Here is a 19,218-nt window from a genome sequence, read left to right as displayed (position 1 = left end):
GCTGATCTCCGTCAAATTCGCCGAAAAGACGTCGTGATATCAGCGCAGCAAATGAACGTCACTCCTCGGGCTGACGAAACATCGCCGAGACGGTCTTCCGCAACCACGCGACGCCGGGATCGTTGGCAAATTGCGTGTGTGAGTGAATCTGTATTTCGATAGGCGGCAGAGCAAACGGCAAGGGCAGAATACGAAATGCCTTGCCGCGGTTGAAGCGCCGCGCAATGCTTTTCGGAAAGATAACGGCGAGGTCCGTGTTCATCACAATTTCGGGCGCCACTACAAAATGCGGCAGACGGACCACCACATCGCGCTTGAGATTGAGCTCGTCGAGCCATTGCTCGACCATGCGATGGCCCGTCGCGTTGGTGCTCGCGTAGACGTAGCGCAAGGCGGCCAGGTCTTCACGTGTCGGCCGGGACTTGCCTAATGGATGATTTGCGCGCACCACGCAGACATGCTCGTCGACGAAGAGAGTTTGGCTCAGACATCCCGCGTCGAGACCTGGCACGTAGCCCAAAGCAAGATCAATCTCTCCGGCGCGCATTGCTGCGCTCACCGCTTCCACCGGAACATTGACTACTTCGATTCTAATGCCGCGCGCCTCGCGGTCGAGCAACGCGAGCAGCGGTGGCAGGAAAAAGAATTCGGACATGTCGGACATTGAGATGCGAAAGACGCGTCGCGCCGTCGAGGGATCGAACTTGGCAAGCTGCTGGACCGCCTCATTGATGATCGACAACGCCTGCGCGAGCGGCGGGTACAACCGATGCGCCGCATCGGTCGGCACCATGCCAGTGGGCGTGCGCACGAAGAGCGGATCATTGAAGATCGTGCGCAAGCGCCGCAGCGCGTGACTGACCGCAGGTTGCGTCAATTCCAGACGGTCGCCGGCGGCAGTGAGGCTGCGCAGATCCCAGATGGCGAGGAATACGCGCAGCAGATTCAAATCGGCGAGACCGAGATTGAGCTTGGTCATACGGTTGACTCACGAACGAGCGCATGGTCGCGCCACGCGGCCATCAATGTTTGGCCAGATTACCGTATGTGCTGCGCATTGCAAAATGCGGCGTGCCTCCTTGGTACGGTGGCAAAGCATGAAAATCGCCGCGCATCAGGTCGCGCACCGGCGAAGCCAGCGCGTCGGCGAGCGCCGACGCATCGTCGAAGACGACCTTGTTGCGCTGCATCGCGTCCGCGCGCGCGCAAGGCAGACCGATGGTGCACTCTACGCGCGTATAGATCTCCAACTCGCGCAGTGCGGGCAAGGTCGACATCAGCGGTGCGTGGTGCTGCAGATAATGCGCGAGCCATGTGTCGAAGTCTTCGGCCGGGCCTTCGTACTCGACGAGATACGTACACCGCTGCGCGCTCGCTTCGCCTCCAGGCCTGGGTGACACAAGGGCGCGCACCGCCATGACTTGCTGCGTGAAGCTCTTGGCTACCGATTGTGCTTGCAGCACGCGGTGAATAGGGCCATCGCCGCTCGAGGCCGCTTCGAGGGCGGCGAGTTCATCGAAATAGAGTTGCAGGATGCACGACGGCGCATCGGTAGCTGGCGCGATGCGCGGATCGACGCGTTGGGATATCGGCTCATGCACGATCAGGCTGCGCAAGCCTTCGATGCCCTGCAAGGGCGCCACATCGAGCAGCGGTTGCTGCCCGTTCGCACCGGTTAAAAACAGGCAGACTTGCATGGTTACGCCGCCTCGCAGGATGCGGCGCGCGCGAGCCGGTGAAACTGTCGGCCGAAGTACACGAGGCCATCGCCGTCCTCACGGCAGCCAATGTGTTCGACTTGCACGAAAAGCACCGAATGCGAGCCGACCTTCTTGCTGTCGACGATGCGGCCTTCAAGACTCGCAATTGCATCGTCGAGCACGGGAAGTTGCAGGGCGCCGGGACGCGAGCCACAGCGCGCGAAGCGTTCATCCATCGAACATCCATCCATACCCGCAAAAGTGCGCGCCAGTTCCTGCGCGTGCGCGCCGAGTACATTGATGCACGCGCGGCTGTTGCTCAGCAGCACGTCGTGAGCATAACTCGACTGATTGATGCAGACGAGCATCGTCGGTGGCGTATCAGTCACCGAGCAAACGGCGCTTGCGGTGATACCGCAGCGTCCGTGCGGGCCGTCGGTGGTGATGACGTTGACGGCCGCGCCGAGCGAGGCCATTGCATTGCGAAACTGTGCACGCGCTTGATCGTGGGGCATGGCTGATGTCCTTTTTAGGGTTCGCGGGTTCAGGGATACGGCGTGACGGGCGGAATGCCCACAAAGATCGCGCCCGATGCGTCGTAATTGCCTTCGCCGAGAAAGGCGTGTTGCGTGACAACGATCGAATCGCGTACCAGACGCTGCATCCGGCTCTCGCGATAGATCGCGCCAATGCCCGCCATCCTGTACGCCTGCATCACGATATCGGCGCAGGTGTGGGCCGCGTGCGTAGCCGACAGACGCAGCAAGTTTGCTTCTGCAGGCAGCACCGGGTCGCCAGCGAGCACCGTGCGCCAGGATGCTTCCGCGGACTCGAAGAAGAATGCTCGCGCGCTGCGCAACTGTGCTTCCGCCTGCGCGAGTCCCGAACGATAGTAGGCCCGATCGGCGAGACGCGGCGCACCGGTAGTGGTCTTCGTCACGCCGGACATTCCCGCCAGCATGTCGAGCGCGGCGCGCGCCAGACCGATATTGACTGCTGCATGCACCTGCGCCTGGTAGGCGACGGCTGGATACCGATACAGTGGCTCATCGATCAGCGGCGTGCCTCCGCGCACGAAGGTCCATTGTTCCTCGACGTATTTGTCTTTCAGGCGCAAATCATGGCTGCCCGTGCCTTGCATGCCGACCACGTTCCAGTTATCGACGATCTCGACTTCGCTCGCCGGAAAGACAGCAGTGAAAGGCTTGCCGGCGTTCTTGTCGTCCGCACCAGCGGGTGCGCCGCCAATCCCTACGCCAATCCAGTCTGCACCCTTGCAGCCGCTGGCGAAGCGCCATTGCCCCGAGACGAGAAAGCCGCTGGGTGCGCGATCGGCCTTTTGCAGCGGATACAAACCGCCCGCGAAAACCTGATCGGGACCGCTCGCATAGATTTGCGCCTGTGTCTCTACCGGCAGTGAAGCAAGGTACGTGTTGGCGGAGCCAAACGCTGCGACCCATGCGGTCGAGCCGTCCGCGATCGCGATGCGTTCGAGCATCTCGAGGAAGCGCGCAGGCGGCAGCGCGTCGCCGCCGAAGCGCTTCGGCGTACTAGCGCGGAAAATGCCCGCGCGCTTCATTTTGCCGACCATATCGCGCGGCACATGAGACATGGCATCGAATTCGTCACGGCGGCGCTCGACTTCTTCGATCAACGCATCGAGGGACAGCGGGCCGGCATACTCGGGATAGTCGTTTTGCGAATCGATGGTTGCTTCGGTTTCAACGGCTTGCATAACTGGTACCTCTCGGTTAATGGTGTGTCGATGTCATTCGGGCTGCTGACGTGCAGCAGCGCGCATCGCTTTGGGAAACGTCTCACGTGCGAGCAACGTGGCGACGACGGTGATGAGCCCCAGACCGCCCAGATAGATGGCGACCGGCACGGCGCTGTGATAGTGAGCGAGCAGTGCGGTGGCGATCATCGGCGAAAGGCCGCCACCGAGCACGGAAGAGACTTCCCGGCCGATGCCGAGTCCCGAGAAACGCAGGTGCACCGGCAACATTTCGCTGATAAACGCGGGCTGCGCGCCTTCGAGAATGCCGAGCGTGATGCTGTTCGCGAGGACGAGCGCCGCAACGACCTTCCAGTACTCGCCTGAGCCCAGCAGCGCGAAATACGGCCATGCGACAAGTACGATGGCGATTGCGCCGGCAAGATACACAGGCTTGCGTCCGACCTTGTCGGTCACCCAACCGAAGAAGAGCGAAACGGGGATCATCAGCAGCATCGAAATGCAAAGACCGCTGAGAATCCAGCTCGATTTGATGTTGAGAAACTGCCCGTAGGCGATCGAAAACGCGAAGAACAGGTAGGACGCTGCGCCCTCGCCAAAGCGCAGGCCGAACACCGTGAGCACTTCGCGCGGACATTGGCGCAGCACTTCAATCACCGGCATCCGGCTTTCGTGGCGCGTCGCCTTGACTTTCGCGAACGCGGCGCTTTCTCCGACGGAGCGGCGCATCCACAGGCCGAGGAAGACGAGTGCGGCGCTGGCCAGAAACGGAAGGCGCCATCCCCAGCTCTGGAAGTCGCCAGCTGGAAGGTTCTGCACCAGCAGGAACGCGCCAGTGGACAACACGAAGCCGAGTGCCGCGCCGCACGGACTCCATGCCGCGAGCGCCCCGCGCCTCGATTGCGGCGCGTTCTCGTGGATCAGCAAGATACTGCCGCTCCATTCTCCGCCGGCGGCCAGTCCCTGAAGAATGCGCAGCAGAACCAGCATCACGGGCGCCGCAATGCCGACCTGCTGATACGTTGGCAAAACGCCCATCAGGACCGTAGCGGTGCCCATCGTGAGCAGGGTGAGCATCATCACGGCCTTGCGACCGTAGCGGTCGCCGATATGCCCGCATAGCACGCCGCCGATGGGTCGGGCGATGAAGCCGACGGTGAAGCCGCCGAATGCGGCGATGGTGCCCGTGAGCGGATCAGTGCCGACCGGAAAGAACAGCTTGCCGAAGACGAGCGCGGCAGCCGTTCCATACAGAAAGAAGTCGTACCACTCGAGGATCTGGCCGAGTACTGCAGTCGTGACCGCACGGCGCACGTTGCTTGGACGACGGGCCGCTCGGCTTTGAGCGAGCGTGCTCAGATCGGAATTCAGAGCTTCAGGGTTCATGGTGGGGGAAGACATGAGGTGATGGTTCCCGCTTCCCTGATGCTCAAGAAGCGGCGCGAATGGTATCGATGCGATGTGCCCACGATATGAGCGTCGATAACCGCGGTCAAATTCGAGACAAAAATGCACGACATGAATCTGATGCATGTGCTTCGCGTGCCGTACGTAATAACCCTTGCCTTGAATGACATATCGATCGTGCTTATCGCCGGTCATGCTTTTGGTTTATTTGCCGTGTGGAACGGGCGACCGCAGACTGCGTGGCGCATCCCCGTCAACCCCGCAATGAGCCTTCATTGCGTCATTCAACAGAACCACTCGCATGGAATACGCACGTATGAGACTCGCCTTGGCAACTTCTCTCGCGCTGCTCGCAGTTGCAGGCACGGCGCAGGCACAAAGCGCGGTGACGCTGTACGGCATCGTCGACGATGGCTTCAACTGGACCTCGAACTCGGGCGGTCACAATCTCTACAACCTGTCGAGCGGCGTCATGCAGGCAAGCCGCTGGGGGCTAAGGGGTAGGGAAGAGCTAGGTGGCGGGCTCGCTGCTCTGTTCGTACTCGAGAACGGCTTCGATCTCAACAACGGCTCGCTTGCGCAAAAGAATCGCGGCAGCACCCAGGGTCTGATGTTCGGTCGCCAGGCGTATGTGGGCTTGTCCAGTGCTTTGGGCACCGTGTTGCTCGGTCGTCAATACGATTCGGTTGTCGACTATGTGGGCCCGTTCGAGTCCGGCGCCCAGTGGGCGGGATATATCGGCGCGCATCCAGGCGATTTGGATAACCTCAACAACGCATATCGCGTGAACAACGCGATCAAATTCGTTAGCAAGTCATACTACGGGGTGACGTTCGGCGGCATCTACAGCCTGGGTGGCGTGGCAGGGGCGGTTTCACGCAACCAGCTGTGGTCCCTCGGAGCGGGCTATGCGAACGGACCGCTTACGCTGGGCGTCGCTTATCTGAACGCGCGCAACCCGAACGTCGGCTTCTTCGGTGACAACGGCGCGAGCACGCCGCCCACCGCGAGCGCGAACTTCATTTCGTCGCCGGTATATAGCGGCTACGCGTCGGCGCGGACGTATCAAGTCGTCGCGGCTGGCGCGGCGTACGCATTCGGCGCGGCGACGCTGGGTGCGACATACTCCAACGTGCAGTTCAAGAACCTCGGCGATACGGTGAACTCCGGACCCAATCCGCGCGGCTACGCCGGCAATGCAATCTTCAACAACGTGGAAGTGAACTTCAAGTATCAACTGACACCCGCGCTCGTGCTCGGCGCGGCGTTCGACTACACGAACGGCGGCGACGTCGATTCGGCCACCGGTAACAACCCGGGCGCGAAGTATTACCAGGGCGCGCTCGGCGCCGACTACTTCCTGTCGAAGCGCACTGACGTTTATGTGATCGGCGTCCACCAGAAGGCATCCGGTACCGACTCCACCGGCGCGGCGGCCGTTGCGGCAATCAACAATCTCACGCCGTCCACGAGTGATCGTCAAACCACAGTCCGCGTGGGCATCCGCCACAAGTTCTGAAGGGAACCGGCATTCGCGCCAACGCGTCATTCATTTCGTGGATGACGCAGGCGACATTTGATCTATTTGACGGATGCACGCTGGCGAATTAATTTGTCCTCGAACTCACACCGGCCGCAATGAGCGAGTGCGCGCGGCGAGCTTGGACAGCGTCCGCGTCACTCGTTTGCACTTATCGAACCTATCGCCATGACTTCAGCGACGATCGAACGCATCGAAACCTGTCTCGTCGACCTGCCGACAATTCGCCCGCACAAGCTTTCCGTCGCCACCATGCATGGGCAGACGCTCATGCTGGTGAAGGTATTCTGCAGCGACGGCATCGTCGGCATCGGCGAAGGCACGACCATCGCCGGCATGGCGTATGGTCCCGAGAGCCCCGAGTCGATGAAGCTCGCCACCGATGCGTATCTCGCGCCCGCATGCATCGGCCGCGATGCGACGCGTGTGCAGGCGCTCATGGCTCACCTCGGCAAGCTGGTGCGGGTCAATCATTTCGCGAAGAGCGCGCTCGAAACCGCGCTGCTCGACGCACACGGAAAGCGCCTTGGCGTACCCGTCAGCGAACTGCTGGGCGGCCGTCATCGTGATCGTCTCCCGGTTGCCTGGACGCTCGCATCGGGCGATACGAACAAGGACATTTCGGAAGCAGAGACGATGCTCGAGCGTCGTCGGCACAAGATCTTCAAACTCAAGATCGGCGCAAGGCAGATCGAAGCGGACATCGAACATGTCGCCGGCATCAAGCGTGCGCTCGGCGATCGCGGGGCCGTGCGGGTCGACGTCAACATGGCCTGGAGTGAAACGCAGGCCGCACGAGCCATTCCCGCGCTCGCTGATGCCGGCTGCGAGTTGGTCGAGCAGCCGGTCGCATCCACGGCGGCGCTCGCGCGCCTGATGCGCCGGTTCCCCGTTGCGCTAATGGCCGACGAAGTGCTGCAAGGCCCCGAAAGCGCGTTCCAGATCGCCAAGCACGAAGGCGCCGACGTCTTCGCGATCAAGATCGAGCAAAGCGGCGGTCTCTTCGCGGGACAACGCGTCGCCGCCATTGCCGATGCAGCGGGCATCGAACTTTACGGCGGCACCATGCTGGAAGGCGCGGTCAGCACGATTGCATCGGCACAGCTCTTCGCGACCTTGCCCAATCTGCAATGGGGCACCGAGCTGTTCGGCCCGCTGCTCATCACCGAGGAGATTCTCGTCGAGCCACTGGATTACAGCGACTTCGAGCTCACCGTGCCGAGCGGCCCGGGTCTCGGCATCGAGCTGGACGAAGCCCGGATCAAACGCTTCACGCGCGACGGACATGTCGCGGTCATCAAGTAAACCAACATCCGACGAGAGGACGCAATGCTTTTCCACGTGCGCATGGATGTGAAACTTCCGCTGGATATGCACGCCGAGATCGCAAACGAAATCAAGGCCCGCGAGAAAGCTTATTCGCAGGACCTGCAGCGCAGCGGCAAGTGGCGCCACATCTGGCGCCTTGCGGGTGAGTACGCGAACTTCAGCATCTTCGACGTGCAAAGCAATGCCGAACTTCACGACATTCTCACTGCGCTGCCGCTGTTCCCATATATGAGCATCGCAGTGACGCCGTTGTGCCATCACCCGTCGTCCATTCGCGACGACGACGCGTGAGCGAGCGTCGCGTCGCAAAACAGCCAAGCTGCGTCGTACCCCCAATACATCAAGGAGACAACATCGTGAGCGTCAAAGTTTTCGATACGAAGGAAGTCCAGGACCTGCTTTCGGCAGCCGTCAATCTCGGCAGCGAGGAGGGCGACGGCCGTGCGAAGCAGATCACTCATCGGCTGCTAAGCGATCTGTTCAAGGCCATCGACGATCTCGATATGACGCCCGATGAAATCTGGGCAGGCGTGAACTACTTCAACCGGCTCGGTCGGGACGGAGAGGCGGCCTTGCTCGCAGCGGGTCTCGGTCTGGAGAAGTTTCTCGACATTCGCATGGATGCGCAGGACCGCCACTCAGACATTCACGGCGGCACACCGCGCACCATCGAAGGTCCGTTGTATGTCGCGGGCGCGCCGTTGCGCGACGGGGTAGCGAAGATCGACGTCGATCCCGACGAAGCAGCCGGGCCGCTCGTTATTCGCGGCGCCGTGACCGGTCCGGACGGCAAGCCTGTCGCGAATGCAGTGGTGGAGTGCTGGCATGCGAACTCCAACGGCTTCTACTCGCATTTCGACCCGACCGGCGCACAGAATGACTTCAACCTGCGTGGCGCTGTGCGGACGGGGGAGGACGGCAAGTACGAGTTCCGCACGCTCATGCCCGTAGGCTACGGATGCCCGCCTCACGGTTCGACGCAACAGTTGCTGAACGTGCTCGCGCGGCATGGCAACCGTCCGGCGCACGTTCATTTCTTCGTGACGAGCGACAACTTCCGTAAGCTGACCACGCAGATCAACATCGAAGGCGACCCGCTGATCTGGGACGACTTCGCGTACGCCACGCGCGAGGAACTGATTCCTCACGTCGTCGAAAAGACGGGCGGCGCTGCGCTCGGTCTGAAGGACGACGTCTATAAGGAAATCGAGTTCGATATCACGCTGACTCGGCTCGTCGGAGGCAAGGACAATCAGCTTGTCAGTCGCGAGCGCACGTCGGCGCCGGCATGAGTCCGCGAAGCGACGGCTAGCTGCCGTCGCGCGCGATCTCGCGGTGATGTGCAGTTCGGCAGCGCCGACCAGACCTCAAGTTCGGAATCACGACCGAGTGAGGTCGATCTTCAGTGCACGCGCATCCATATCCGCTCGCAATATTCCGTGATCGCACGGTCCAAAGAGATTTTCCCAGAACACGCCATATTCCAGATGGACATGCGCGTCCACTGCCGCTTGTCACGCCATGTTTCGCTCACGCGCTCCTGACAGGCGGGGTACTCCGCGAAGTTCGCCAGCACAAGGAATGGATCGCTATGCAGCAGGCTGTCGAGCAGCGGACGGAACATGGTCGTATCTCTGCGCGAAAAGCGACCCGACCCGATCTGGTCAAGTGCGTCGCGCAACTCAGACAGAATTGAAGCCTTGGAAGTCGAACGATTCGACAGCTTTGCTTTCCATAGGCGCAAAACGTTGCAACTGTTGACGCGAAAGCCCTGGATCGGCATGTCACGAGCGGCTTCCTTGACTTGCCGCTCCCGAATCCACTGCACCGCGAAGCGTCCGTCCGCATTGGTGTGATGTCGCTTGTAGCCACCGAAGTAAACGCGGAAGCTTACTTCCGGTCGCAAGATCTCCAATGGATTGCCCTTCTCGAGCCACTTGTCCGCGCGCTCGACCTGAAGCCATCGCGGATGCCCTGGTTGAAGATCCCGAATTCGTAGCAAATTCCATAACCGATTGCCGGGATCTGCAGCGAAGATAACGAGTCAACTAGCACGCCGCAGGCCGGGCTAGCGCTCCTCTACCAAGGCCGGGCTCTTCTTCGATGCTTAGCAATTCGTCTAGGTCGAGGCCAAGCGCGCGCAGCGACTCGCGCGCTTCGTCGTACAGTCCGAGGTCAAGCACGTTTCTGCCGGCTTGCGGACCGATCAGGAACTCCGCGGAGAAACAGCAACCGACCTTGACCCCTGCGTCGTGTAAGTTCTCGCAGATGCCACCCACCGAGCAAGCATTCGGTCACGAACGGTATAGGCGAGGGCGAGATACCAGCCGTGCGCAGTAGCGATGCCTGGACGCGCGCTTGCCGGCAATAGCATTACCTACCGCGTCCTGCAGCAAAGCGTTTGCTTCAAAGCCATCAGGCATGACATTCATGTTCATGATGTCACTGCTTGCCTTGGTATCGCTCATGGTCGTCCCTCTCGGGTTTGAACAAGCACATCGAGCTGATGGGCGTTCCGCAGTCAAGGCAGACGCAAACTCAACAGAAATTTGCACGGCTCTGGCTCGTTGGTTTTCCTGAGGGGTTCCAAACTGCGTTTAGCACGCGAAACTTGTCGCGATGTTTATCGCTTCGATGACTCTAAGTTCGTCCGCACAGGCTTGTCTTCAGTGTTGCCGCTATACGAAGGGCGGGGAAAAATCCCTTCGACCTACTGATGCGATAGGGAAGTTTGCGACTTCTCACGCAGGAGCCTGCGCCGCATCGAAGGCACGCGGAAAGCTGCGGCGGGCGTACCGCACCTCTCTCACCGCAAGCGCAGATATATCTCCGGGCACTTGCAAAGCCGTTGAAGCTTCTGACGGCGACGCTGGCGGTAGCTAATGCGGGCGCTAGCCAATGTATCTGGTGTTCCCGGAGACCTGCGGAGCGTCGCTAGCGCGACGCATATTTGCCGCCATCCTTATAGCCGGCCGCGTGCGCTGGTACGCGCATGCAGACGGTGTTAGGTCAAAGCGACCCTGTTTGCAATGTCGTCGTTGGTTAGTTTAGCGACCGCTCCACTCCCCGTAACAGACATGTCGATAGATCAATACCGAGCGTCGGGTAAGGGTCAGGTCGATCTTGGTCAGCGGTGCCAAGTTCAGTGAAAATTTCGGCTCGACGTGGCCAAGTTGCCAAGGAGCGCGGTCATGTCAACGAGTCGATTCGCGACAAGGTGCTTTACTTCGCCTTCCTTCTGCCACACGCCATACACGCCAAGCAAAGATGCGCCGAGCGCTTCCTTCCTGAACTTTTCGACCAATGACGGCCAAACGATCACATTGATCTGGCCGGTCTCGTCTTCTAGCGTGATGAATAACACTCCGTTTGCTGTCCCCGGACGCTGACGCACGGTGACGATCCCGCATGCCTTCGCAAGTCGCCCGTTCGGATAGGTGGCGAGCTTCGAGGCTGCGGAGATCTTCTTCTCGTTGAGCCGTTCACGCAGCAAGGCAAGCGGGTGCCGGTTCAATGTCAGGCCCGTCGAACGATAGTCGCTGACGATCTCCTGCGCCTCGTTTGGCGCGGCGAGCAGCGGCAGTTCCTCATCGCGCGCCGTTGCGCGCAACAAGTCTTTGTCGGGCACGGCCGCCACCGCCTGCCAAAGCGCTTCTCGCCGATTGCCAGAAAGCGCGGAAAGAGCGTTCGCGTCCGCAAGCAACTGCAGGTCACGACGATCGAGGCGTGCTCGGTTGGCAAGGTCGTTGACCGACTCGAAAGGACGTACTGCTCGCGCGGCCTCGATGCGAACGGCTGATTCGTCCCGCATGCCGCGAATGAGCGACATGCCAAGCCGCACTGGCGCCATTGAACCATCGCCTTCCAGGGAAGAATCCCAGTTGCTTATCGTGACGTCGATCGGCAGCACGCGGACCTTATGGCGCTTTGCGTCTTGCACAAGTTGTGAGGGCGAGTAGAAGCCCATCGGTTGGCTGTTGAGCATCGCGCAGAGAAACGCCGCCGGTTCATGGCACTTGAGCCAGCTGCTCGCATAGACGAGGAGAGCGAAACTCGCCGCGTGGCTCTCCGGAAAGCCGTATTCGCCGAAGCCTTGGATCTGAGCAAAGATCGATTCAGCGAACTCGCGGTCGTAGCCACGATCGAGCATGCCGTTCACGATGCGGTCGTAATAGTGCTGCAGTCCGCCTTTTCGCTTCCATGCGGCCATTGCGCGGCGGAGCTGGTCGGCCTCGCCGGCGCTGAAGCCAGCTGCGAGCATGGCGACCTGCATCACCTGCTCCTGGAAGATCGGCACGCCGAGCGTGCGAGCGAGCGCCGTTTCCATCTCAGGCGAGGGGAATGACACAGCTTCCAGCCCTTGCCGCCGGCGCAGGTACGGATGGACCATGCCGCCTTGGACGGGGCCCGGCCGCACGATCGCGACTTCGATCACGAGGTCATAAAACTGGCGCGGCTGCAGGCGCGGCAACATGCTCATCTGCGCACGTGATTCGATCTGAAAGACGCCAACCGTATCGGCGCGGCAGATCATCTCGTACGTCTTCGCGTCTTCTGCCGGAATATCCTGCAATTCAAATGGCTCGCCGCGCTGTTTGGAGATCAGGTCCAGGGTGCGTCGAATCGCTGACAGCATGCCGAGCGCCAGCACGTCGATCTTCAGAAGCCCAAGCGCTTCAAGGTCGTCCTTGTCCCACTGGATCACGCTGCGATCGACCATCGCGGCGTTTTCGATCGGCACGAGCCGTGAGAGTTTGCCGCGCGCAATGACGAAGCCGCCGGTGTGCTGCGACAGGTGACGCGGGGAGTTCAGCAATTGCGATGCGAGGCTCGCCCACTGCTGAATGATGGGTGTCGAGGTGTCGAGGCCGGATTCAACGAAACGGTTGAGCAGGTCCGCGCTGGAGTCAAACCAGTGGTGCGACTTGGCTACCTTGTCGACGATGATCGGATCGACGCCCAGTGCCTTTCCCGAATCGCGCAAAGCAGATTTCGGACGGTACGTGGTGACGGCGGCCGCCAGCGCCGCACGGGTGCGCGTGTACTTGCGATAGATGTGCTGGATGACTTCTTCGCGCCGCTGGTGCTCGAAATCCACGTCGATGTCGGGCGGCTCGCCGCGTTCCTTCGAGATGAAACGTTCGAACAGCATCGAGCTGCGCGCGGGATCGACCTCGGTGACGCCTAGGCAGTAGCAGACCGCAGAGTTCGCCGCTGACCCGCGCCCCTGACACAGAATTCCTTCGTTGCGCGCGAAGCGAACAAGGTCGTAGACGGTCAAGAAATACGGCTCGTACCGAAGCTCGGCGATGAGCGCGAGTTCATGCTCGATTTGCGTCTGCACCTTGTGCGGGATGCCTTGGGGAAAGCGGCGATGCGCGCCGATGTACGTTTCCTGCCGCAGATAGGCGGTCGGTGTCGTCCCTTCGGGGATCAGTTCGTCGGGATATTCGTAGCGCAGTTCATCCAACGAGAAGATGCAGCGATTGGCGATCGTCAGCGTCTCGGCCAGCGCCCGTTCGGGATAAAGATTCGCGAGCCGTAGGCGAGCGCGCAGATGTTGCTCGGCGTTCTTTGCGAGTTCGAACCCGCACTCGGCAATGGACCGGTTCAGACGCACGGCTGTCAACGTATCCTGCAGCGGCTTGCGAGAGCGCACGTGCATGGTGACGCCGCCAGTGGCGACCACCGGGACGCCGTGTTGGTCCGCGACGTACTCGACGATCCCGCGGTGAATATCGTCCATCGCGCGGGCGTGAAGCGTCAGCGCCGCCCAGCAGCGGCCCTCAAACGTGCGCGCTAGCCATTCCATCTGCGCATCGAGTCGTTCCTCCTTCGCCGGATACTCGGGCGAGAGGATCACGAGACAGTCCGGCAGACCCTTCAGGTGTTCATACGGCGCTTCCGGCCGCGCGAGATCGTTGGGCGTTAGGAGGTAGGTACCCTTCGACGTGCGCGTGCGTGCGAGCGTGATGAGTTCCGACAGGTTTCCATAGCCATTGCGGTTCATGGCCAGCGCCGTGAAGACGAGGGCACGTGTGCCGTCGGCATTGGCCAACTGGAAATGCGCGCCGACGATGAGCCGGATATTCGCTTCCTTCGCGGCCACATGCGCGCGCACGATGCCCGCGAGCGAGCATTCGTCCGTAATCGCGATCGCGAGATAGCCAAGCTGCTCCGCACGCAAAATCAGTTCTTCCGAGTGCGAGGCGCCGCGCAGGAACGTGAAGTTGGAGAAGCACTGCAACTCGGCATAGCCGGGCAGCATGGAGGTGTACACGTCCATTGCTTCACCCGAACAGGCCGTGCAGGAACCATCGAGGATCTTCTTCGGCGCGGCTACCGACGCGCTCGCGGTAGATCCAGTAGCAGGTATGGTCGTCCGCTTCCGCGACGAAGTAATCGCGCGTGACGAGCTCGCCGCCCCACCATCCCGCTTCAACGCGCTCACCGGGCGATACCGTTCGCAACGGACTACCGTAGAACGGGCGGTGCTGGCGCGTCATTAACTGAACCGGCGTCTCAAGCAACCACGAGGGGCGCGGCTGATCGCCGGGCAGGGCACAGCCTTTGACGTCGCTCGTCACCGGAACCCAGTTCGATACGATCTCGGGCCGATGATCGGCCACGGGCGCGGCGCGCAAGACGTTCTCGTGGCCAAGCCGCGCGACGAGCAGTTCCATCAACCGGTTATGGTCGGCCGCGCTCCCGCCCGGTTCGGGGAATAGCGTGTCGGACGGCGGCTCGGCTGCTTCGACGTCGTTGACTTCGAGACGCACGGCGATGACCGCGGCCGCCAGCTCAACGCGTCCGAGCCGCTCTTTCAGCAAGCGCGTGAGGTGTTCCTCGTGCCAAGTGGGTTCCGCGAGCGCGACCTCAATCGTCGTTGGCGGCAACGCCGCGCGTCCGCGCTCATGTTCGAGTTCGATCGAAAAGCGCGTGAGTGCCAGTTGCTTGCTCGCGAGCCAGCCGGTCAGTTGCACGATGAGCCGGCGCGCCACGAAGAGGACGGCTTCCGCGTGCTCGACGCGATCGGGTAATTCGATGCGAGCGTTGAACGACGGCGGCGTCTGGACCCATTCGTAGAGTTCGGGTGCTTCCCCAACGGCGCGATCGAGCGTATCCAGTAGCGCCGTGCCGCAGCGCTTTTTCAGACCGGCGCGCGGCAAGCGCCGCAGGTCCGCGACGCTCGTGCATCCGAGGCCGTCGAACCAGTCGGCGTAGCGTCGGGCTTCAAGAACGAGCAGGGCGGGCAAGCGCGGCAATTGACGCATCAGCGAGCGGATGGAGAGACGTCGGCCGCCGCGATAGCGGGCCATCAACCACGCGCTCTGACCGGTCGGCGCGACGCTCATCCGCACCGTGAAGCCGAAGGCGGCGAGCGAGTCGCGGATTGCTCGTCTGAGCGCGCGAACGCCACCGAATAACCGCAAGCTCGCCGACACGTCGACCATGACCGTCTGCTCCTCGGCGATCGCGACCTGCGGGCTGAACTGCATGAGGGCGGTGGCCACGTCCGCGACGGCCTGCTGCTCCTTCAGTTCGTCTTTGTCGTGAATGCGCGCATCGGGCGCGAGCGTGAGAACGCCGCCTTTGCGCATGCCTACGCGAACGCCTGCCTCGTGCGCTGCCTGATCGAGCGCGACGACACGCTCGTGATCGAGCACGACCAGGCCGGAAGTCGTCTCACTCGTGGACGACCAGCTCGGCTGGAAGACTTCGCGGCTGAGGTGCGGCAGATACACGCCGATCCACACTTGCATGGCGATTCAACAGGATAGGCGAATGGGTCAGTCCAACGACAAGCGGCTCGTCACGCGCTGGGCCTCGGCGCTTGACGAACTCCAATGAAACGCTGTCGCGCGCAGGGCGCACAGCAATGCGAAGCGGGGCAGGCGACGTGTCGCTCGCAGAAGCGAGCGGCCGGATCATGAAGAACAGCGACTCGCTCGTTTGGGCGGCAAGGTGCAGGCGGCGCAGGGCTTCGGGTCGAACATGCGTTTGCCAGAAGATCAACGCGCCGAACGTCCCCGCGCGAAGGATCTGTTCGCCCGCCCAAAGTGCATCGGCGGTCTTCTGGGCGCGCACGACGTTGATCGACGTCTCAGGCAGACCCCAGTACGCCGCTGCTTCGGGTTGAAAGCGATGAGGCGGCTGCAGGAAAGCAATGCGCCGTTGCGCGACAGCCTTCAGCGCCGGCAACAGCAATCGCATCTCACCTACACCTGGCTGCTGCACCAGCAGGTCGGTCAGTGCGCCCTTCGGCCAACCGCCGCCCGGCAGTTCTGCGGCAAGGGTCTCAGATCCACACGGCACGACGTTCACGCGAGCAGAGGCCAGCTGCGAACCTCGCCACAAACTTGGATGAATGTCCTCGAGGGCTAACGCTCCCATGTCGAACCCCGTACTGTATGTTTGTACAGTAGTCTACACGATGCGTGTGGCGAATGGTCTGGGGTCTAGGTCAGCGACTTGGCCTGGATTTAACTTGCAAAGGTAACTGTGTAGTTTTCTCGCATCAGTCGGGTAACTCCTCATAGAGTAAATATGACCGAAACTGTCATTTTGGTCGCGTAGCACGTAGCTGCAAGGAAGGCGCAAGCAGCATGCCACTGAGCAATGGGTTAGCCGATCTTTGCCTCCAAGGATGGTTATTTGTTACACGTTATCCGCTCAAAAGAGGATGAATTCCCTTCCTTCGCGAACGATGGCGCGAGACAAATTTGCTGTAGCAAACGATTACCGCGTGTAACAAGATGTTGCAAACTAAGGACCATAGTCAGACAATTTGCTCGCGCGCCGATGAACGGCGCCAACGAGCAAGCCGAACTCACTACCTGGTCCGCCGCTATGATCCACGCCTCTTCTGACCTTGGTTCGATCCGCGAATTGAACCTGTCGTACCTGATGCTCGCGCGACGCGTCCTGGCGTCGGATCGCGAGGCGGCACAGTCGCATCTGGGTCTGTCCGCGGAGATGGCGGATACGCTGCTCAAGCTCTCGCCGTCGCAAACCGAGAAGCTCGCGTCGTCGTCTCAGTTGTTGTGCTTTTTTCGCATGAGCGCCGATGCAATGCTCGCGGGCCTGGCTGGTCGCAGCAACGAAGCTTCGATCTCGGCCGCCACGAATGACGCTCTGCTGGCGGCCTAACCATGACCACGACCGTTTCCTCCAAAAGCCTGGCTGCCGAAGCTGCTCAAGTCATGCGCGCGATCGCGCTGATCAAGCTCGGCGCGCGCATGCAAGTGTTGGAATCGGAGATCCCGACGCTCTCGCGTGAGCGACTGATTCGCTTGTATCGGGAAGTGAAGGGTGTCTCGCCGCCCAAGGGCATGCTGCCGTTCTCCGAGGACTGGTATCTGACGTGGGCGCCGAACATCCACACCTCGATGTTTGCTAACGTCTATGCCTTCCTCGAAGCGAATAGCCAGGGGCTGGACCGTGTGGATCTGCTCACGCGCGCCTACGCGCTGTATGCCGAGCACTTCGAGATGAACGGCGAGGCGTTGCAGATGGACCTGACGCGCGCCTGGACGTTTATCCGTTTCAAGGACGCCGGCATTCTGCGCCTCGCGGGCTGCACGCGCTGCCACGGCAAGTTCGTCGCGCACGCGCACGAGCCGTCGCATTCGATGGTCTGCGGTATTTGTCAGCCGCCGTCGCGAGCCGGCAAGACGAAGGCGGCCGCGAAAGCAGCGCTTGAGCGCGACGCCGCTCTGCAAGCACAAGCGGCTTGACCGTTCGTCCGAAAGCGGCCTTCGGCAGTTTAAGGGCCGAAAGTTCGACTGGCAGCCGCGCGGTGCTCCGCGCTACTTCCGTCCGTCGGCGACGAAGCGGAACGGGAAGACAAGACGACTTAAGTCATCGCGCGCAAGCGGAACGTCTGGACCGTCCAGCAGCTTCTCGACCTCTTCGACCTCGGGCAACGGCGGCCACGGCCAAGCTCTAGTCGCCCATGATGGAATCTCGGTCTGACGAACGAAGCCGAACTCCTCGGGCTCGTCCCATATGGAATCGAACGTCTCGTTGAGGATTTGCTGCATATAGGCGACGTGCTCAAGACGCATCGACCACCAGCGACCGCGAATGCGATCTTCACCGGCGATCACGGTGCGCGATTCGAGGTCGAGCACGAACCGGTGCTTCATGTACGGGTCGCTTGCCCACAACGAGTCCCACTCGCCGACCGCATATCGTTGCTTCACTCCTGCCAATAGTGTCCCCATTGGTGGCGTTCGCGCGCCTCGATGGCCACCGCCATGATCTCGCCCAGACCGAACGCTGGATTGTCACGTTTTGCCGCGATAAATCGGTCGACAAGCGAAGGCGCAACCCGGAGCATGCACAACGCCTTTAGTTCGACATAGTCGAACAGGCTAGTCATTATTGGCCGATTCGCGACTAGGGCGCTAATCTCGTGGCATAGCATCGCTTCCCGACGATCTCGCAAGCCGCGTTTAGCCATCACGTCGGAAAACACTGCTCGTTGCGCGAGATTGCGGTCCTCAGCAGTAGCGAATTCTTTTGAATCGATCTCAAGTAGTGCGAGATTGATCTCGTCACCGGCAGCAATGAATTCGGAGAGCGCTGGTTCTTCTTGGTACATGGCGATGAGCGTCGTCTTACGGTAGACCCTATTAGCGGCCGCAAACGAACATTCTTAAGAGATTGCGTAACAGCAGGCGACTCTAATCGAGCCATGCTGCAGCAGGTCGGCGTGCATATCAGGGCGATGCCGCTCGTTCGACCCGCGCGTACGCGACAAAGATCCTGCATCGACAACACGGCCGACAACCAAATAGGACTCTCGCTCGACGAGTCTTAGCTTATAGAGCTGACCTTGAGCTCATCTGCGCCGGCGCTTAAGAACTTGCGACAGCCACCCGTCGACGGGGCGCGCACTTGTCAAATCCACAAAAACGGGCAGGCTGCCGCCGACGATATCACGCGACTCTACGGAGACAACGGGGGGCTTCCATGGTTCGGCAGACGGCCGAGTGGTCGGCAGGTCAGCCGCATTAAAGTCGAGCGAGTATTCCGTGAAACTCCGGTCGGTCTCGACCACGACACGCGTGCGGTCCACGCGAATGCCCCGAAGATCCTGGCCGACAATGCGGCCGATGACGACGTCGAGTTCTTGCTCTCGCGCGAGGCGAACGGTTCCTGCGTGGTGCTTACGATGCAGGTGGATCACAACAGCCGCTGTGGGTTTTTCTTCAAGTAGAACCAAGCGGTAAGCCGCGACGCGAGGCTCGCGTTTCTCATTCGCATAGACAATGTCCCTGAATTGCCCTAGATACGCCATGCTCCCTCCGTTAGCTGCCGCGACACCATCGTTACGACTCACTACCGAGCCTACGGAACGGCCAGTGAAGTCAAGGGAAGCCGGCAAAACGATGAGCGTGCGACTTGGCGTCCATAATGCTGTCGAGCAGCCATATGCCGCCGCTAATTTGACCGACAAAAAATGGACAGCAAACCGCCTAAGCCAGTAGTCAAGCGTGATC

Annotated in this window: 19 protein-coding genes and 1 pseudogene; 6 read left to right on the top strand and 14 right to left on the bottom strand. The window is 61.1% G+C overall.

All coding sequences use genetic code 11. The annotated features are described in order from the left end of the window. Nucleotides 1-58 precede the first annotated feature (58 nt). The 5 genes from NCT32_RS31740 to NCT32_RS31720 are packed head-to-tail and all read right to left on the bottom strand — an operon-like array spanning nt 59 to nt 4,821. A complete protein-coding gene (locus tag NCT32_RS31740; RefSeq protein ID WP_250491161.1) occupies nt 59-979 on the bottom strand; it encodes a LysR family transcriptional regulator in 921 nt (306 codons plus the stop codon). Between the two features lie 43 nt (nt 980-1,022). Next, on the bottom strand, nt 1,023-1,697 hold the full coding sequence (locus NCT32_RS31735; RefSeq protein ID WP_250491160.1) for an ethyl tert-butyl ether degradation protein EthD: 675 nt from the start codon (nt 1,695-1,697) through the stop codon (nt 1,023-1,025). A gap of 2 nt (nt 1,698-1,699) precedes the next feature. Next, the gene (locus NCT32_RS31730; RefSeq protein WP_250491159.1) at nt 1,700-2,215 is read right to left on the bottom strand and encodes a flavin reductase; all 516 of its coding nucleotides are present in this window, start codon (nt 2,213-2,215) and stop codon (nt 1,700-1,702) included. 29 nt (nt 2,216-2,244) lie between these two features. Next, complete coding sequence (locus tag NCT32_RS31725) at nt 2,245-3,435, bottom strand: acyl-CoA dehydrogenase family protein (protein ID WP_250491158.1); 1,191 nt, start codon at nt 3,433-3,435, stop codon at nt 2,245-2,247. A 33-nt stretch (nt 3,436-3,468) separates the two neighbouring features. Further along, nucleotides 3,469-4,821: an MFS transporter gene (locus tag NCT32_RS31720; RefSeq protein WP_250491197.1), complete on the bottom strand. Its 1,353-nt coding sequence runs from the start codon at nt 4,819-4,821 to the stop codon at nt 3,469-3,471. 337 nt (nt 4,822-5,158) lie between these two features. On the opposite strand from NCT32_RS31720, the gene NCT32_RS31715 reads away from it, so the two are divergent. The 4 genes from NCT32_RS31715 (at nt 5,159) to catA (ending at nt 9,003) form a co-directional block, all read left to right on the top strand. Continuing rightward, entirely contained in the window at nt 5,159-6,361 is a 1,203-nt protein-coding gene (locus NCT32_RS31715) for a porin (RefSeq protein WP_250491157.1), read from the top strand. Nucleotides 6,362-6,550: 189 nt separating this feature from the next. Further along, on the top strand, nt 6,551-7,687 hold the full coding sequence (locus tag NCT32_RS31710) for a muconate/chloromuconate family cycloisomerase (RefSeq protein WP_250491156.1): 1,137 nt from the start codon (nt 6,551-6,553) through the stop codon (nt 7,685-7,687). Between the two features lie 24 nt (nt 7,688-7,711). After that, nucleotides 7,712-8,002, top strand: coding sequence for a muconolactone Delta-isomerase (gene catC, locus NCT32_RS31705; RefSeq protein WP_250491155.1), 291 nt, complete (start codon nt 7,712-7,714; stop codon nt 8,000-8,002). A 65-nt stretch (nt 8,003-8,067) separates the two neighbouring features. Then, nucleotides 8,068-9,003, top strand: coding sequence for a catechol 1,2-dioxygenase (catA, locus tag NCT32_RS31700; protein WP_250491154.1), 936 nt, complete (start codon nt 8,068-8,070; stop codon nt 9,001-9,003). Between the two features lie 110 nt (nt 9,004-9,113). Here catA and NCT32_RS31695 read toward each other — a convergent pair whose 3' ends face one another. From NCT32_RS31695 to imuA, 6 genes and pseudogenes are all read right to left on the bottom strand, one after another. Further along, nucleotides 9,114-9,494, bottom strand: coding sequence for a glycogen/starch/alpha-glucan phosphorylase (locus tag NCT32_RS31695; RefSeq protein WP_311768211.1), 381 nt, complete (start codon nt 9,492-9,494; stop codon nt 9,114-9,116). Then, a pseudogene (locus NCT32_RS37515) lies at nt 9,486-9,766 on the bottom strand (glycogen/starch/alpha-glucan phosphorylase); the annotation flags it as partial. The pseudogene NCT32_RS37515 and the gene NCT32_RS31695, both read right to left, overlap by 9 nt. A 239-nt stretch (nt 9,767-10,005) precedes the next feature. Beyond that, nucleotides 10,006-10,179, bottom strand: a complete 174-nt coding sequence (locus NCT32_RS31685) for a hypothetical protein (protein WP_250491200.1) — start codon at nt 10,177-10,179, stop codon at nt 10,006-10,008. Between the two features lie 674 nt (nt 10,180-10,853). Continuing rightward, nucleotides 10,854-13,997: an error-prone DNA polymerase gene (locus NCT32_RS31680; RefSeq protein ID WP_250491152.1), complete on the bottom strand. Its 3,144-nt coding sequence runs from the start codon at nt 13,995-13,997 to the stop codon at nt 10,854-10,856. Between the two features lie 4 nt (nt 13,998-14,001). Continuing rightward, entirely contained in the window at nt 14,002-15,474 is a 1,473-nt protein-coding gene (locus tag NCT32_RS31675) for a DNA polymerase Y family protein (protein ID WP_250491151.1), read from the bottom strand. Further along, entirely contained in the window at nt 15,398-16,105 is a 708-nt protein-coding gene (gene imuA / locus NCT32_RS31670) for a translesion DNA synthesis-associated protein ImuA (RefSeq protein WP_250491150.1), read from the bottom strand. Before imuA ends, NCT32_RS31675 begins: the two co-directional genes overlap by 77 nt. A gap of 408 nt (nt 16,106-16,513) precedes the next feature. On the opposite strand from imuA, the gene NCT32_RS31665 reads away from it, so the two are divergent. Together NCT32_RS31665 and flhC are read left to right on the top strand one after the other, a co-directional pair. Next, nucleotides 16,514-16,861: a flagellar transcriptional regulator FlhD gene (locus NCT32_RS31665; protein WP_250491149.1), complete on the top strand. Its 348-nt coding sequence runs from the start codon at nt 16,514-16,516 to the stop codon at nt 16,859-16,861. 2 nt (nt 16,862-16,863) lie between these two features. Beyond that, nucleotides 16,864-17,448 (top strand): flagellar transcriptional regulator FlhC, encoded by a 585-nt coding sequence (flhC, locus tag NCT32_RS31660; protein ID WP_250491147.1) that lies wholly within the window; start codon nt 16,864-16,866, stop codon nt 17,446-17,448. 72 nt (nt 17,449-17,520) lie between these two features. Here the strand turns inward: flhC and NCT32_RS31655 are convergent, their stop codons facing one another. From NCT32_RS31655 to NCT32_RS31645, 3 genes are all read right to left on the bottom strand, one after another. Further along, nucleotides 17,521-17,859, bottom strand: a complete 339-nt coding sequence (locus NCT32_RS31655) for a hypothetical protein (RefSeq protein ID WP_250491145.1) — start codon at nt 17,857-17,859, stop codon at nt 17,521-17,523. 53 nt (nt 17,860-17,912) lie between these two features. Further along, the gene (locus NCT32_RS31650) at nt 17,913-18,317 is read right to left on the bottom strand and encodes a hypothetical protein (protein ID WP_250491144.1); all 405 of its coding nucleotides are present in this window, start codon (nt 18,315-18,317) and stop codon (nt 17,913-17,915) included. A gap of 240 nt (nt 18,318-18,557) precedes the next feature. Beyond that, the coding region (locus NCT32_RS31645; RefSeq protein ID WP_250491143.1) for a hypothetical protein at nt 18,558-19,218 on the bottom strand (661 nt) is incomplete at its 5' end.

The sequence above is a fragment of the Caballeronia sp. INML2 genome (assembly GCF_023631365.1).
Classification (GTDB): Bacteria; Pseudomonadota; Gammaproteobacteria; order Burkholderiales; family Burkholderiaceae; genus Caballeronia; species Caballeronia turbans.
The sequence above is the reverse complement of the archived record's forward strand: the minus strand, read 5'-3'. Positions and strand labels throughout refer to the sequence as shown.

Bases quoted from the DNA above. Each gene is read 5' to 3' on its own strand.
- NCT32_RS31740 (WP_250491161.1), bottom strand. From the start codon at position 979: ATGACCAAGCTCAATCTCGGTCTCGCCGATTTGAATCTGCTGCGCGTA.
- NCT32_RS31735 (WP_250491160.1), bottom strand. From the start codon at position 1,697: ATGCAAGTCTGCCTGTTTTTAACCGGTGCGAACGGGCAGCAACCGCTG.
- NCT32_RS31730 (WP_250491159.1), bottom strand. From the start codon at position 2,215: ATGCCCCACGATCAAGCGCGTGCACAGTTTCGCAATGCAATGGCCTCG.
- NCT32_RS31725 (WP_250491158.1), bottom strand. From the start codon at position 3,435: ATGCAAGCCGTTGAAACCGAAGCAACCATCGATTCGCAAAACGACTAT.
- NCT32_RS31720 (WP_250491197.1), bottom strand. From the start codon at position 4,821: ATGAACCCTGAAGCTCTGAATTCCGATCTGAGCACGCTCGCTCAAAGC.
- NCT32_RS31715 (WP_250491157.1), top strand. From the start codon at position 5,159: ATGAGACTCGCCTTGGCAACTTCTCTCGCGCTGCTCGCAGTTGCAGGC.
- NCT32_RS31710 (WP_250491156.1), top strand. From the start codon at position 6,551: ATGACTTCAGCGACGATCGAACGCATCGAAACCTGTCTCGTCGACCTG.
- catC (WP_250491155.1), top strand. From the start codon at position 7,712: ATGCTTTTCCACGTGCGCATGGATGTGAAACTTCCGCTGGATATGCAC.
- NCT32_RS31695 (WP_311768211.1), bottom strand. From the start codon at position 9,494: ATGCCGATCCAGGGCTTTCGCGTCAACAGTTGCAACGTTTTGCGCCTA.
- NCT32_RS31685 (WP_250491200.1), bottom strand. From the start codon at position 10,179: ATGAGCGATACCAAGGCAAGCAGTGACATCATGAACATGAATGTCATG.
- NCT32_RS31680 (WP_250491152.1), bottom strand. From the start codon at position 13,997: ATGGACGTGTACACCTCCATGCTGCCCGGCTATGCCGAGTTGCAGTGC.
- NCT32_RS31675 (WP_250491151.1), bottom strand. From the start codon at position 15,474: ATGCAAGTGTGGATCGGCGTGTATCTGCCGCACCTCAGCCGCGAAGTC.
- imuA (WP_250491150.1), bottom strand. From the start codon at position 16,105: ATGGGAGCGTTAGCCCTCGAGGACATTCATCCAAGTTTGTGGCGAGGT.
- NCT32_RS31665 (WP_250491149.1), top strand. From the start codon at position 16,514: ATGAACGGCGCCAACGAGCAAGCCGAACTCACTACCTGGTCCGCCGCT.
- flhC (WP_250491147.1), top strand. From the start codon at position 16,864: ATGACCACGACCGTTTCCTCCAAAAGCCTGGCTGCCGAAGCTGCTCAA.
- NCT32_RS31655 (WP_250491145.1), bottom strand. From the start codon at position 17,859: ATGAAGCACCGGTTCGTGCTCGACCTCGAATCGCGCACCGTGATCGCC.
- NCT32_RS31650 (WP_250491144.1), bottom strand. From the start codon at position 18,317: ATGTACCAAGAAGAACCAGCGCTCTCCGAATTCATTGCTGCCGGTGAC.